Annotated in this window: 11 protein-coding genes; 7 read left to right on the plus strand and 4 right to left on the minus strand. The window is 70.5% G+C overall.

The window, feature by feature from the left end; all coding sequences use genetic code 11:
• The first annotated feature begins 20 nt into the window (after nt 1-20).
• On the plus strand, nt 21-1,211 hold the full coding sequence (gene coaE / locus H613_RS0110885; protein WP_026923815.1) for a dephospho-CoA kinase: 1,191 nt from the start codon (nt 21-23) through the stop codon (nt 1,209-1,211).
• Between the two features lie 103 nt (nt 1,212-1,314).
• Here the strand turns inward: coaE and H613_RS32055 are convergent, their stop codons facing one another.
• Nucleotides 1,315-2,748, minus strand: a complete 1,434-nt coding sequence (locus H613_RS32055) for a hypothetical protein (protein ID WP_156925960.1) — start codon at nt 2,746-2,748, stop codon at nt 1,315-1,317.
• Between the two features lie 78 nt (nt 2,749-2,826).
• Here H613_RS32055 and uvrB point away from each other — a divergent pair, with 78 nt between their 5' ends.
• Entirely contained in the window at nt 2,827-4,884 is a 2,058-nt protein-coding gene (uvrB, locus tag H613_RS0110895; protein ID WP_026923817.1) for an excinuclease ABC subunit UvrB, read from the plus strand.
• A gap of 331 nt (nt 4,885-5,215) precedes the next feature.
• Here the strand turns inward: uvrB and H613_RS0110900 are convergent, their stop codons facing one another.
• Nucleotides 5,216-5,506: an antibiotic biosynthesis monooxygenase family protein gene (locus H613_RS0110900; RefSeq protein ID WP_026923818.1), complete on the minus strand. Its 291-nt coding sequence runs from the start codon at nt 5,504-5,506 to the stop codon at nt 5,216-5,218.
• A 271-nt stretch (nt 5,507-5,777) separates the two neighbouring features.
• On the opposite strand from H613_RS0110900, the gene H613_RS25930 reads away from it, so the two are divergent.
• The gene (locus H613_RS25930; RefSeq protein ID WP_084546530.1) at nt 5,778-6,854 is read left to right on the plus strand and encodes a TerC family protein; all 1,077 of its coding nucleotides are present in this window, start codon (nt 5,778-5,780) and stop codon (nt 6,852-6,854) included.
• Here the strand turns inward: H613_RS25930 and H613_RS0110910 are convergent.
• Entirely contained in the window at nt 6,811-7,728 is a 918-nt protein-coding gene (locus H613_RS0110910) for a C40 family peptidase (RefSeq protein WP_026923819.1), read from the minus strand. The two genes, H613_RS25930 and H613_RS0110910, sit on opposite strands and share 44 nt — an antisense overlap.
• Before the next feature lie 452 nt (nt 7,729-8,180).
• On the opposite strand from H613_RS0110910, the gene bioB reads away from it, so the two are divergent.
• The gene (bioB, locus tag H613_RS0110915; protein WP_026923820.1) at nt 8,181-9,248 is read left to right on the plus strand and encodes a biotin synthase BioB; all 1,068 of its coding nucleotides are present in this window, start codon (nt 8,181-8,183) and stop codon (nt 9,246-9,248) included.
• Nucleotides 9,249-9,255: 7 nt separating this feature from the next.
• Here the strand turns inward: bioB and H613_RS0110920 are convergent, their stop codons facing one another.
• Complete coding sequence (locus H613_RS0110920) at nt 9,256-10,281, minus strand: LacI family DNA-binding transcriptional regulator (protein ID WP_026923821.1); 1,026 nt, start codon at nt 10,279-10,281, stop codon at nt 9,256-9,258.
• Between the two features lie 271 nt (nt 10,282-10,552).
• Here H613_RS0110920 and H613_RS25935 point away from each other — a divergent pair, with 271 nt between their 5' ends.
• Genes H613_RS25935 through H613_RS25940 form a run of 3 tightly spaced genes read left to right on the plus strand, consistent with a single transcriptional unit; the run spans nt 10,553 to nt 14,956 of the window.
• Nucleotides 10,553-12,856 carry a beta-glucosidase family protein gene (locus tag H613_RS25935; RefSeq protein ID WP_051393235.1) on the plus strand — a complete coding sequence of 768 codons (2,304 nt, stop codon included), beginning with the start codon at nt 10,553-10,555 and terminating at the stop codon, nt 12,854-12,856.
• 51 nt (nt 12,857-12,907) lie between these two features.
• A complete protein-coding gene (locus H613_RS0110930; RefSeq protein ID WP_211234776.1) occupies nt 12,908-14,005 on the plus strand; it encodes a Gfo/Idh/MocA family protein in 1,098 nt (365 codons plus the stop codon).
• Nucleotides 14,006-14,044: 39 nt separating this feature from the next.
• Nucleotides 14,045-14,956, plus strand: coding sequence for a DUF6807 domain-containing protein (locus H613_RS25940; protein WP_035737576.1), 912 nt, complete (start codon nt 14,045-14,047; stop codon nt 14,954-14,956).
• Nucleotides 14,957-14,958 lie beyond the last annotated feature (2 nt).

The following is a 14,958-nucleotide window of genomic DNA, read 5'->3' on the forward strand; positions in this document are numbered from 1 at the left end:
GGGCGGGTAGTGTTTTAGATGTGCTTAAAGTCGCATTGACCGGTGGTATCGGAGCCGGTAAAAGCACGGTCGCGGCGAAGCTCGCCCAGCTGGGGGCTTACGTCATCGACGCCGACGCTCTCGCCCGAGCCGTCGTCGCCCCGGACACCGACGGCCTCGCCGCGGTCGTCTCCCGTTTCGGCCCCGGCGTCCTCGACGCCGAAGGCGCCCTCGACCGTGCCCGACTCGCCGGAATCGTCTTCAACGACGCGCATGCCCGCGCCGAACTCGAAGCGATCATCCACCCGCGAGTCCGCCAGAGAGCCCGAGAGCTCACCGCCACCCAAGCGGACGACGCCATCGTCGTCCAGGACATCCCCCTGCTGGCCGAGACCGGCGGGGCACCGAACTTCCACCTCACCATCGACGTGGAAGCGCCGCGAGAGCTCCGGCTCGAACGGCTCGTCGCCCGCGGCATGGACCGCGCCGACGCCGCCAGACGCATCGACGCCCAAGCCAGCGACGCCGAGCGCCGCGAGGCCTGCGACGTCGTCCTCCACAACCGCGACGGCCTGTCCGACATCGAACGGCGCGTCACGATGCTGTGGGAGGAGCGCATCCTCCCCTTCGCGGACAACCTCCGCCTCGGCACCAAGGAGAAGCGCCCCGAGAAGCTCCAGTTCGTCGAGTCCGACCCGGCCTGGCCCAGGCGCTTCGAGCACCTCGCCGCGCGATTGCGCCGCGTCATGGGCCCCAGCGCGGTCCGCATCGACCACGTCGGCTCCACGGCCGTCGCCGGCCTGCCCGCCAAGGACGTCATCGACATCCAGGTCACCGTCGTGACCCTCAAGGCCGTCGACATGCTCGAGCAGGCGCTCGGCGAGGCCGGGTTCTTCGGCCGCATCGAGTTCGACGAGCCCAAACCGGAGCATCCCGACACCGCCGAATGGGAGAAGCGCCTGTACGGCTACGCCGACCCGGGCAACCTCGCCCACCTCCACTTCCGGCCGATCGACAGCCCCGGCCAGCGGTTCGCGCTGCTCTTCCGGGACTGGCTGCGCGCGGTGCCGCAGGCCAGGGCCGACTACGCCCAGGAGAAGGGCGTGCTCGCCGCCAAGGTCGACTCCGCCACGGCCTACGGCCACGCCAAGGAGCCCTGGTTCGAGCACGAGGCCTGGCCGCGCGCCAACAAGTGGGCCCAGGCGGTCGGCTGGCACCCGCCGGTCTGCTGAGCGGCCCGGGCGGTTAAGCAGCCCCGGTCTGTTAAGAAGCCCGGTCCGTCAAGCAGCTCAGACGCGGCGGTGGCCCCGGCCGAACGGCCGGGGCCACCGCGCATCAGCCGCCGTGGCGGCTGATCGCCTCGTTGACCGTCCACGGGATCGCCACCATCGGATAGTCCTCGTACTCCAGCTCGGCGCTCCCCACCCCGAACGCGGTCATCATCTCGACCTCGGACAGCCGCTCGCCGGTGATGTGGTAGCGGAACGCCGACTCCCCGGTCGACGCCTCGGCGTCACCGGCCACCGGGAACTCCACGACGTGCGTCGTCTCCCCGTCGACCTCCTCGACGCGCAGCTGCGAGGCCTCCTCGGCCATCTCGTCCGCGTCCGCGGCCTCCTCGGCGCTCATCTCCAGCAGCCGGTACGTCAGCGTCTCCACCGGCCCGAAATGCTCCGCGACCGCCTCGTCGTCGAGCGCGTGCGCCTCCCAGCCCTCATCCGGCGGCGACTCGGGCAGCTCGGACGAGTCGGTGCCGACGGTCGCCAAGCCGTCCGGCATCGCCAGCAGCAGGTGATACCCGTCGGCGTCCTCGATGCTCAGGTACGCCGTCATCGTGCGCCAGTCGATGGAGCCATGCCCGCGCGCCACCTCGCCGTCGGCGATCGGCACCGTCATCTCGACCGTCGCCGACTTCGACCAGTTCGCCGACCTGACGTGCGCGATCGTCCTCGCCAGGTCCTCGCTGACCTTCGCTGGGGCGACCGCCGGGCCGCCGAGCATGTCGATCGGCTCCAAGGCCGAGGCGTCGAAGTCGACCTCCCGCAGGAAGTCCACCGTCGCCAGCGCCGAGCCGCCGATGTTGACCTGGAAGCGCCGGATGTCGCCCTGCCCGTCCAGCGAGTACAGGGCCTCGGGGACCTCGGCCGACGTCTCGCTCGAGGCGGCCATGATCGGGGCGCGGAACGTGTCGACCGGCTCGCCGTCGATGACGCCCTCCTCCCGCCACATCGCGTGCTCGGCCAGATAGGCGGGGTCGTCTTCGGCCTCGGCGGTCAGCGTGAACAGCGAGGAGACCAGGATGTCGAACATCGCCTCGGCCTGCGGTCCGCCGTCGGTCAGCATCTGGCGCGGCGTCCACTCCGAGGACGGCACCCGCACCGCATCGAACGCCTCGTCGTCGGCGTGCGTGGCCACCAGGCCCGGCACCGCCTGGACCAGCAGGTGCCCGTCCTCGGCGCCCGGCACGCGCGCGTACAGCAGCGGGACGCCCCAGTCGAGGAAGCCGTCCACCATGACCGCGCCGTCCTCGGCGGGCAGGCGCATCCGCACCGCCACGGGGTCGGCGGAGTGGTTGCGGTAGCGCAGCTCGGCCAGCGCCGCGGCCTCCTCCTCGGTGACGGGGCGCTCGGCACTGGCGCGGTCGGCCCCGCACGAGACGGCGAACCAGCCGACGGCGCCGATCGCGACGATGATGGCCATGACCCAGGGGAGGGCGGATTTCCACGGCGCCGCGCCCGCCGCGCCGTCATTTCGTCTAGTGGTGCTCACGGAGGGTCCAACGAGCCAGGGCCCGAAAAGTCACCGGCGAGCACCGTTGCTGTCGGGGGTCCGGGCTACCGTTGGCTCGTGGCATTCGACATTCCCCGCGCCGAAGGGCGCTTCACCGTCGTCAGCGAGTACGAACCGGCCGGCGACCAGCCGACGGCCATCGCGGAACTGGCCGAGCGCATCGACGCCGACGAGCGCGACGTGGTGCTGCTGGGCGCCACGGGCACCGGAAAATCGGCCACCTCGGCATGGCTGATCGAGAAGCTCCAGCGGCCCGCGCTGGTCATGGCCCACAACAAGACGCTGGCCGCGCAGCTGGCCAAGGAGTTCAGGGAGCTCCTGCCGAACAACGCGGTCGAGTACTACGTCTCCTACTACGACTACTACCAGCCAGAGGCGTACGTCGCGCAGACCGACACCTACATCGAGAAGGACGCCTCGATCAACGAGGAGGTCGAGCGGCTGCGCCACCGCGCCACCTACTCGCTGCTGACCAGGCGCGACGTCGTCGTGGTCGCCACGGTCTCGGCGATCTACGGCCTGGCCACGCCCGCCGAGTACCTCGAGCAGGCCACCGAGGTCGCCGTCGGCCAGGAATGGGACCGCGACAAGCTGCTGCGGCGCCTGGTCGACGTCCAATACGCGCGCAACGACATCGCCTTCACCCGCGGCACGTTCCGCGTCAGGGGCGACACGATCGAGATCATCCCGGCCTACGAGGAGCTGGCGATCCGCATCGAGATGTTCGGCGACGAGATCGACCGGCTCTACTACCTGCACCCGATCACCGGCGAGGTCATCCGCGAGGTCGACCGGGTCCTGATCTTCCCCGGCTCGCACTACGCCACCGGTGACGAACGCATGGCCCGAGCCATCGGCGACATCGAGGTCGAACTCGAACAGCGCCTGGCCGAGCTGGAGTCCCAGGGCAAGCTCCTGGAGGCCCAGCGGCTGCGCATGCGCACCGTCTTCGACCTGGAGAACATGAAGCAGACCGGGACGTGCAACGGCATCGAGAACTACTCGCGGCACATCGACGGCCGCGCCGCCGGCACGCCGCCCCACACGCTGCTGGACTACTTCCCCTCGGACTTCGTGACGATCCTCGACGAGTCCCACCAGACCGTCCCGCAGATCGGCGCGATGTCCGAGGGCGATGCCTCGCGCAAGCGCAACCTGGTCGAGCACGGCTTCCGGCTGCCCAGCGCCCAGGACAACCGGCCGCTGCGCTTCGAGGAGTTCCGCGAGCGCGTCGGCCAGACGGTCTACCTCTCGGCGACGCCGGGCCCGTGGGAGCTCAAGCAGGCCGGCGGCGAGTTCGTCGAGCAGGTCATCCGCCCCACCGGCCTGGTCGACCCGCAGGTGGAGGTGCGGCCGACGCAGGGCCAGATCGACGACCTGATGCACGAGATCCGCGAGCGCGCGGCCAAGGACGAGCGGGTCCTGGTGACCACGCTGACCAAGAAGATGGCCGAGGACCTCACCGACTACTTCCTCGACAACGGGATCCGCGTGCAGTACCTGCACTCGGAGGTCGAGACGCTGCGGCGCGTGGAGCTCCTGGGCGAGCTGCGGCGCGGCGACTTCGACGTCCTGGTCGGCATCAACCTCCTGCGTGAGGGCCTCGACCTGCCGGAGGTGTCGCTCGTGGCGATCCTGGACGCCGACAAGGAGGGCTTCCTGCGGTCGTCCACCTCGCTGATCCAGACGATCGGGCGCGCGGCGCGGAACGTCTCGGGCACGGTGCTCATGTACGCCGACCACCTCACCGACTCGATGAAGGCGGCCCTGGACGAGACGGACCGCCGCCGCGAGAAGCAGGTGGCGTACAACCGCGAGCGCGGGATCGACCCGCAGCCGCTGCGCAAGCGCATCGCCGACATCATGGAGGACCTCTACGACACCGCGGCCCAGACCGAGGACTTCGTCAAGGAGGCCCGGCCCGAGCGCGCGGGGGCGAAGGCCGAGCAGGGCACGGCGAAGGTCCGCTCCGAGATCGTCCGGCAGATCGACGAGCGCAACGACCAGATGCTCGCCGCCGCCAGGGAGCTCAGGTTCGAGCTGGCCGCGGCCTACCGCGACGAGATCGCCGACCTGAAGCGAGAACTCCGCCAGCTCGACGAGGCCGGCGCTTAGGATCCGTCCTGCCACGGCAGCGCCCTCGCCGCGAATTCGGGCCGGTGACCGTCCACCGGCCCGAGAGCACCGGTTTCAAATGCGAACAGCACCGGCCGGACTGAAGTTATCCACAGGCCAAAAACTTTTCCTTGAAGGTCTTGACTTCCTATGAAACGCTGGGCTCAGTTTTGGTGTAGGTAAGGCGGTTGATGGGGACCGCGCGGACCGCCGAAAGATCGCGACGCGGGGTGGCACCCGCGGCGCGGCACCTCCACCAGATGGCGCGCACAACCGAACATGGTGGGCGGGACGAGGCCGGCCAAGCCGAGGCCCGCCCACCATCACACGACTAGTCGACGTCTGCAAAGTGCTCCACGAACGGGGGCTTCGCGAAGTGCGGGCCGATGGCCTCGCGCCAGGCGCCGAAGCGCTCGGTCTCACGGAAGCCCTGCTCGTGGGCCTCGACCGAGTCCCACTCGATGATGAGCACGAACCGGCTCGGCGATTCGACGCCCTGGGTCATGCGCATCGAGCGCAGGCCGGGCGAGACGGCGACGTGCTTCCTGGCCTCGCGGTAGGCTTGAATGAAGGCGGCCTCCTGGCCGGGGGTGATGCTGATTTCAGCGACTTCGAGAACCACGACCGGAGCCTCGCACAGGGACGCGATCTTCCAGTGAATCAGACGTTCAGTCGAGAGACATGTCACATATCCGACTGGTGACACGTCAGATTTCCCCGTGCATAATAGGCCCCGGCAAACCAAAATCGGTATATGGGGAGTATCCCGCAACGTATCGCAGCGTTGTTAGCGTCGTCGTCAATGCACGAGACCGCCAACGGTCTCCGGTGGCGCTGGTCCGCAAGGACTGGGAGAGACCATGTGACCCTCCGAATACAGGGAAGGCAACACATTGGAGCTCCCCGCATGGGTCTGGGCTGTGACGATCGCGGCCATGGCCGCCGTCATCCTCTTCGACCTCGCCTTGGCGGTGCGGAACCCGCACCGTCTCAGCATGAAGGAGGCGGCGAGCTGGGCCGGCGTCTACATGGCGCTCGCGGCCCTGTTCGGGGTCGGCATCTTCATCACGCAGGGCGGCGATTACGGCAGCCAGTTCTTCGCCGGCTACCTCACCGAACTGTCGCTGTCGGTGGACAACCTCTTCGTGTTCCTGATCATCATCTCCGCGTTCCGGGTGCCCGAGCGGCTCCAGTCGCGCGTGCTGCTGGTCGGGATCGCCCTGTCGATCGTCCTGCGCGGCGGGTTCATCGCGGTCGGCTCGGTCCTGATCGAGCGCTTCAGCTGGACGTTCCTCATCTTCGGCGCGATCCTCATCTGGACGGCCTGGGGCCAGCTCCGCGGGGGCGGCGACGATGAGGAATACGAGCCCAACCGGTTCATACGCATGGCCGAGCGCCGCCTGCGCGTCAGCCCCGACTACGACGGCGGACGGCTCACCACCCGCCGGGGCGGCGTCCGCTACGTGACCCCGCTGCTGCTGGCCATGCTCACCATCGGCTCGACCGACATCCTGTTCGCCCTCGACTCGATCCCGGCCATCTTCGGGCTCACCCAGGAGCCCTACCTGGTGTGGACCGCCACCGTCTTCGCGCTGATGGGCCTGCGCCAGCTGTACTTCCTGCTGGCGGCCCTGCTGCAGTCGCTGAAGTTCCTCTCGGTGGGCCTGGCCGTGATCCTCGGGTGGATCGGCGTCAAGCTCATCATCCACGCCCTGGCCGAGAACCAGGCGTCGTTCATCAACGGCGGCGAGCCGATCCACGGCCTCCCGCACATCCACACCCTGCTCTCCCTATGCGTCATCGTCGGCGTGCTGACCGCGGTCGTAGTGGTGAACTGGGTGCTCCTGCGCCGGGAGGGCAAGACGTGGAAGCAGCTGTTCGCCGAGGCCAACGCGTCCGCCACGCCTCAGGGCATGGCGGAGGACGTCACGGCCGAGGAGCCCGAGAGGGCAGACGCCGGCAAGCAGTGATCTTGCCCAGCTCGGAGTCCTTGAGCGACTCGATCACGACCTTGCCGTAGACCGGCGAGGAGAAGATCACCTCGGGGAGGTCGGCCCGCACGCGCTCGGCCACGATGGCCGGCATGTGCGGGTCGCCTCCGTGTTCGAGGAACACCAGGTCACCGGGCAGGACGTCGTCGAATTCGAGCGGTTCGCCGGTCTCGACGAGCCGAGCGCCCGACCGCGGCGTGTCGAGGCCGAGCTGGCGGTGGACGATCCACACCAGGCCGGGCGCGTCGATGCCGTAGGCGCTGATGCCGCCGTGCAGGTAGGGGACCTCCAGCAGCTGCTGGGCGAGCTTCACCGCGTCCAGGCCGCCGGCGATCGCGCCGGTGTCCCGCGGTCCGTCCTCGCCGACCGGCTCGGCGGTGAGGTCCCGCTGGGGCACCCAGCCGGGCTGCTGCGGGCCCGGCAGCGCCACCGGCACCCAGCCGCGGTACCCGGGGCCGACCACGCGCAGCCGCGTCCCGAGCGTCACGCCCGGGATGGCGACGTCGCCGCCCGGTTCGTCGCGGATGGCCGTGGCCGTGGCGCTCACCAGGTGCTCATCGCCCGCGGCGTCGCTCTCGGCCGGGTTGACCAGCTGGTCGAGCGGCACCCACCCGGACGTCTCCTGCATCGGACACGCCACTTCCGCCCAGCGGTCCTCGATCTGGAGGACCTCGACCTCGGTGCCGAGCAGGCACTGGGTGCGGACGCGGCCCTTGAGGCCGTGGGCGCGGATGTCGTTGGTGAGCCGCGCCACCCATTCCCGGATGGCCGACGGCACGCCCAGCGCCAGCCGGTCTTCGGGCCCGGGGGCCGACGGCTGGGCCCAGAGGGTGGCGACGGCAACGGCGATCAACGCCGGTTGTCCTGGTGCGATCGGCACAGTTGGTTCTCTCCGGAAACTAGGGTGGTTCAGGATTCGGTGCGCGGCATCGACTTCCTTGACTGCCGCGCGCTATCAGCACCGACTACCCAATCTGGCATCCTCTCCCGCATCGCTGCGGGAGCTCCCGGCTCGGTCGGCGCTCGCGCCGACGCTACGGACGGGTTCCTGCTTCCTTCCCTCACGGGCGTCGGGTCCACGGCCGGGCACGCCCGGTCTCACATGGACTCCACAGGCTTGACATTCCGCATACCCTGCGGTAAGGCCTTCTCGACTTGGTTGTCGCCTTCGACCAACACTAAATTTAACATCTCCGCTCTGTCGATTAGCGACAGGGCGGAGCGTGATCTCAGCGACGATTCGGCGCGGCGGGCCCGGAAACGGCCGAAAAACGCCTTCGCCCGCGGATGTGGCAGGATCTTGCCATGCCAGCAGTCACCGACGCCCTCGACCGCCTCGCCGCAGCCGCCGACGCCGGACGGGCGCCGGACGGGGCCGACCTCGAAGCGGTCCTCGCGAGCGCCGACGCCGAGCTGATGGACGTCGTGGCCGCCGCCGCCCGGCTCCGCTTCCGCCACTTCGGGAACCGAGTCAAGCTCAACTACCTCGTGAACCTCAAGAGCGGGCTGTGCCCCGAGGACTGCAACTACTGCTCGCAGCGGCTCGGCTCGAAGGCCGACGTGCTGAAGTACACCTGGCTCTCCCCTGAGGAGGCCGCCGAGCAGGCCGCGGCCGGGGTCGCGGGCGGCGCCTCGCGCGTGTGCCTGGTCGCCAGTGGACGCGGGCCGACCGATATGGACGTCGAGCGGGTGGGCAAGACCATCGCCGCGGTCAAGGGCGCCAGCCCGGGCGTCGAGGTCTGCGCCTGCCTCGGGCTGCTGGGAGACGGCCAGGCCGCCCGCCTGGCCGAGCTGGGCGCCGACGCCTACAACCACAACCTGAACACCTCCGAGGACGCCTACGCCGAGATCTGCTCGACGCACACGTTCGCCGACCGCCTCGACACGGTCCACGCGGCGCGCGAGGCGGGCATGTCGCCGTGCTCGGGCCTCATCGCGGGCATGGGGGAGTCCGACGCCGACCTGGTGTCGGTCGCCCTGGGCCTGCGCGAGCTCGGCTCGGACTCGATCCCGGTGAACTTCCTGCTGCCCTTCGACGGCACGCCGCTGGAGGGCACGTGGGAATTGCACCCGCGCCGGTGCCTGCGGATCCTGGCGATGGTGCGGCTGGCCAACCCGGCCGCCGAGGTCCGCCTCGCCGCCGGACGCGAGGTCCACCTGCGGCACATGCAGGGCCTGGCCCTCCAGATCGTCAACTCGATCTTCCTGGGCGACTACCTGACCAGCGAGGGGCAGGCCGCCAGGGACGACCTGGCGCTCATCGCCGACGCCGGGATGGTGCCGCTCGGCCTGGACGAGGCCCCCGAGGCGGTGCGCGAGGCGGTCAAGGTGCGCCGCCGCGGCGCGGGCACCGATCGGGCCCCGAACGCCTGACCGCTCCTCAGTGGATGGGCGTGGCCGTCGACTCGCGCACGACCATCTCGGTGGCCAGCTCCAGCCGCGGCGTGTCCAAGTCGTTGCCCGCGGCCACCTCGAGGATGGTCCGCGCTGCCAGCGCTCCCATCTCGGCGAGGGGCTGGCGCACCGTCGTCAGCGGCGGCGAGGTCCAGCGCGACTCGGGCAGGTCGTCGAAGCCGACGACGCTGACGTGCTCGGGGATGCGCATGCCCCGCTGGCGGATCGCCTCGTAGGCCCCGAAGGCCATCTGGTCGGAGGAGGCGAAGATCGCCGTGGGCGCGTCGTCGAGCCCCAGAAGCTCCTTGGCCGCGTCGAAGCCCGACTGGTGGTAGAAGTCGCCGTCGTAGACCAGGGCCGGGTCGAACTCGAGCTCGGCGGCCTCCAGCGCGGCCCGGTAGCCGTCGAAGCGGGCCCTGGAGCACAGGACCTGCTTGGGGCCGTGGATGAATCCGATCCGGCGGTGCCCCAGGCCGATGAGGTGCTCGGTGGCCGCCAGGCCCCCGGCCCAGTTGGTGGCGCCGATGGTGGGGGCGTCCATGGCGGGCCCGCCCGCCGGATCGAGGACGACCATGGGCACGCGCAGGTGCCGCAGCTGCTCCAGGACGGGGGAGGACAGCTGCGAGATGACGAGGATGACCCCGTCGGAGGCGCGGGTGCGCAGGTTCTCGAGCCACTGCTCGGTGGAGGCGCGGCGGCGGTGGACCGCGGAGACGACGGTGCCGACGCCCGCGGCGTGGGCCGCGTCCTCGACGCCGCGGAGGATCTCGACGGCCCAGGGACTGTCGAGCTCGTTGAAGACGAGGTCGACGAGGCGGGCGTTGCGGTTGGACGTGCGCGTGGAGCGGCGCCGCTGGTAGCCGCGCTCGGTCAGCAGCGTCTCGACGCGTTTGCGGGTCTCCGGGGCGACGTCGGAGCGGCCGTTGATGACGCGGGAGACCGTGGGCACGCTGACGCCGGCCTCGTCCGCGATGGCGCGGATCGTGACCCGCCCTTGTTCGGCTTCAGTCAAGAGTCCTCCCGGTGTCCATGCCTTCCACGGTAGCCGCCGACATCCTATAGCGGAGACCAGGTGGGCTCGGACGGTGTCCGAAACTTTCGGCGCGGAAGTGCGAGATTGGGCGTTCGCAAGTCGGATTTAAGAGGGTATTGGGTTCTAGAAGTCCCGCGTAATCAATGTTATGGTGTGCAAACCTGTATCGAAATCGATCAGAAAATTTTCAGAAACTATCGGCCCGACGTAGCCCCCAGGTAGCACTACGCGGGTCGTTGAGCGGAGTGGCATGGACACCGACACCCCTGCGGCCGAGCGCGCGGCCGGTCTGGTCAAGCGGATGACGCTTGAGGAGAAATGCGCACAGCTGGCGAGCCTGTGGCGCGGCGTCGATGCCGACGCCGGCGACATGGCCCCCCATCAGAGCGAGCAGACCGGCGGCGTCAACGGGGACGAGGCGATGTCCCACGGCCTGGGGCAGCTGACCCGTCCCTTCGGCTCGGCCCCCGTCGAACCCGCCAAGGGGGCCGCCCGCCTGGCGGGCCTCCAGCGGCAGATCAAGGGCTCCAACCGCTTCGGCATCGCCGCGCTCGTCCACGAGGAGTGCCTCACGGGGTTCATGGCGCACGGCTCCACCATCTTCCCCACCGCGCTCGCCTGGGGCGCGACCTTCGACCCCGACCTCATCCGCGCCGTGGCCCGCCGGATCGGCGAGACCATGCGCGGCGTCGGCGTCCATCAGGGACTCGCGCCCGTCCTCGACGTCGTGGCCGACTCCCGCTGGGGCCGCACCGAGGAGACCATCGGCGAGGACCCCTACCTCATCGGCACCGTCGGCGGCGCGTACGCCGCCGGGCTCCAGGAGGGCGGCGTCCTGGCCACCCTCAAGCACTTCGCCGGGTACTCGGCCTCGCACGCGGCCCGCAACTTCGGTCCGGTCTACATGGGCCCCCGCCAGATCGCCGAGACCTACCTGACGCCGTTCGAGATGGCCGTGCGCATCGGCCGCGCCCGCTCGGTCATGCCCTCCTACGCCGCCAACGACGGCGTCCCCTCCCACGCCAACCACCGCCAGCTCACCGGCATCCTCCGCGAGGAGTGGGGCTTCGAGGGCACCGTCGTCGCCGACTACTTCGGCGTCAACTTCCTCAACTCGCTCCACGGCGTCGCCGCCGACCGCTCTACGGCGGCGAGCCTGTCGCTGTCCGCGGGCGTCGACGTGGAGCTGCCCAACGTCGACTGCTATGGATCGCCGCTGCTGGAAGCCGTGCGCTCCGGCGCGGTCGAGGAGGACGTCGTCGACCGCGCCGCCGAGCGCGTCCTGACCCAGAAGATCGAGCTGGGCCTGCTCGACGAGCTGCCCGAGCCGCCCACGGAGGTCGACTTCGACCCGCCCGAGGCCCGCGCCCTGGCCGCCGAGTGCGCCAGGCGCTCGATCGTGCTGCTGGCCAACGACGGCACCCTGCCGCTCCAGTCGCCGAAGCGGCTCGCCGTCGTGGGCCCGGTCGCCGGCGACCAGGCGGTCATGCTCGGCTGCTACGCCTTCCCGAACCACCACGGCCGCACCGACGCCGAGGCCCCCGGCCCCGACAGCCGGTACCCGCACGTGGACCTGGGCGTCGAGGTCCCCACCCTCGTCGAGCGGCTCGCCGCCGACCTGCCCGGCGCCGAGATCGAGCACGTCGCGGGCGGCACCGTCCTGGACGCCGAAGACGTCGACATCGAGGCCGCGGTGCACGCCGCCGCCCGTGCCGAGCTGGCGGTCGTCGCCGTCGGCGACCGCCCCGGCATGTTCGGGCGCGGCACCACGGGCGAGGGCTGCGACGCCCCCAGCCACGCCCTGCCGGGCCGCCAGGCCGAACTGCTCGCAGCGGTCATCGCCACCGGCACGCCCACCGTCGTCGTCGTGATCTCCGGGCGCCCGTATGCGCTGGGCGATGCCGCCGCGGGAGCCGCCGCGATCGTGCAGGCGTTCCTGCCTGGCGAGGAGGGCGCCGTCGCCATCAGCGAGGTGCTCACCGGCGCGGCCGAGCCCGAGGGCCGGCTGCCCGTGGGCGTCCCCGCGCGGGCCGACTCGCCGCCCGCCACCTACCTCGGCCCCCAGCTGACCCGCCGCAGCGAGGTCTCCACGGTGGACCCCACACCGCTGTTCCACTTCGGCCACGGCCTGTCCTACACCAGCTTCGAGTGGGGCGAGCCCCAGCTGCGCTCGGGCGCCGAGGTCGCCCCCGACGGGGTCGTCAAGGTCGCCGTGCGGGTGCGCAACACCGGCTCCAGGGCGGGCGTCGAGGTCGTCCAGCTGTACCTGCACGACCCGGTGGCCTCCACCGTCAGGCCCGTCCAGCGCCTGGTGGGCTTCGCCAAGCTCCGGCTCGGGGCCGGCGAGACCGCCGAGGCGCACTTCGCGATGCCCGTCGACCTGGCCGCGCTCATCGGCGTCGACGGCGAGTGGATCGTCGAGGCCGGCGCGCTCGAACTGCGCCTGGCCCGCTCGGCCGACGACATCGTCGGGAGCCTCGAAGTCGAGGTCACCGAGCCGCGGCGCATCGAATTCGGCACCCGCCGTCTGGAGACCGAAGCCACAGTCGGTTAGTATGCAGTAAACGCCAAGAAAACGCTTACAGAGATCACATTAGGAGCCCTCGTGTCCTCCACCTACCGCCTTGCCGTCGTCGGCACCGGTGGCATCGCCCATCTGCACGCCGAGAGCATCAGGGACCATCTCGCCGGGCGTATCGAGCTGGTGGCCGCCGTCGACCCCGACGCCGAGCGCCTCGAAGCGTTCAAGACCGCCTTCGGCGTCGAGCGCGGCTACGCCTCGATCGAGGAGCTCCTGGCCGCCGAGGAACTCGACCTCGTCGACCTGTGCACGCCCCCCGGACTCCACGCCGACGGCGCCATCGCCGCCCTCAAGGCGGACGTGGGCGCCATCTGCGAGAAGCCCCCGGCGCTGAGCCTGGCCGAATTCGACCGGATCGCCGCCGCCGCGGCCGCCTCCGCCGGCGACTTCGCCGTCATCTCCCAGCACCGCTTCGGCTCCGCCGCCCAGCGCGTGCGGAACATGCTCTCCTCGGGCGTGCTCGGCTCCCTGGCCGTGGCCAAGTGCGACACCCTCTGGTACCGCCCCGAGGCGTACTTCGCCGTCGACTGGCGCGGCCGCTGGGAGACCGAGGGCGGCGGGCCCACCATGGGCCACGGCATCCACCAGATCGACACCCTGCTCTCGATCGTCGGCCCCTGGTCCGAGGTCGTCGCCACCGCCCACCGGCACCGCCGCGCCACCAACACCGAGGACGTCTCCCACGCCATCGTCACCCTCGAGAACGGCGCGAGCGTCTCCATCACCAACTCGCTCCTCAGCCCCCGCGAGACCTCGCAGATCCGCCTCGACTTCGACTGCGCCACCATCGAACTCGACCACCTCTACGGCTACGGCGACGACAACTGGACGATCACCCCGCTTCCCGACTGCGCCGACGAGGTGAACCAGGCCTGGGCCGGCGAGCCGCGGGGCCGCGCCTCGGGCCACGGCGCGCAGTTCGCCGTCATCGCCGACGCGCTCGACGGCAAGGGCGCCCCGCCGGTCACCATCGACGACGCCCGCCGCACCCTCGAACTGATCACCGCGATCTACGCCTCCGCCTTCACCGGCAGGCCCGTCCGGGCCGGCGACATCGACCCCACCTCGCCGTTCTACCAGCGCATGGACGGGTCCGGCACCCCCTGGCCCGACCGCAAGTGACCGCCCAGACCCGCCACCGAGACATCGGAGTGAACACCTATGACGTTGAAGCTCAACGACAATGAGACCGCGCTCTCGATCGCCGCGGGCGATCTGGAGCTCCTGCGCTACGTCTACCGCCCCGACAACGAGCAGTTCGAGTCCCCCCGGCCGTACTTCGAGCCGATCCGCGACCTCGCCGGCCACCAGGTGAGCCTCTACCGGCCCCACGACCACGTGTGGCACAAGGGCATCGCGCTCTCGCTGCCCAACTGCGGGCCCGAGAACTTCTGGGGCGGGGCGACGTTCAGGCGCGGCAAGGGCTACGTCGACGAGAAGAACGACGGCTCGATGGTCCACCGCGACTTCACCGAGCTCGAAGCCGACGGCGACACCGTCCGCGCCGCCGAGGACCTGGAGTGGATCACCCAGGACGGGCGCCACTTCTTCACCGAGAAGCGCGCCTTCTCGGTCACCGTCGCCTCCGACGACGCCTGGATCCTCTCGTTCTCCACCGCGTTCACCAACGACACCGACCAGGTCGTCGTCATGGGCAGCCCCACCACCGAGGGCCGTGAGAACGCCGGCTACGGCGGCTTCTTCTGGCGCGGACCGCGGTCCTTCACCGGCGGCCGCGTCTACACCGCCGACGCCACCGGCGGCGACGAGCTCATGGGCACGCGCGGCGACTGGATGGCCTTCTGCGGCAAGCACGACGAGATCGACGCGACCTCCACCCTCGTCTTCACCGACCACCCGGAGAACCCCGGCGCCCCCGTCAAGTGGTTCGTCCGCACCACCCCGTTCGCCGCGGTCTGCCCGGCCGCGTTCTTCGACACCGAGCTGCCGATGGAACCGGGCCAGACCGTCACCCTCCGCCACGCCGTCGCCGTCTGCAACGGCGACATCGGCGTCGAGGCCGCCGCCAAGGCCGCCGAGGCCGCCAGCGCCGAACTGGCCGGGCTGGGCTAGCC

It is taken from the genome of Glycomyces arizonensis DSM 44726 (genome assembly GCF_000482705.1).
Lineage (GTDB): Bacteria > Actinomycetota > Actinomycetes > Mycobacteriales > Micromonosporaceae > Glycomyces > Glycomyces arizonensis.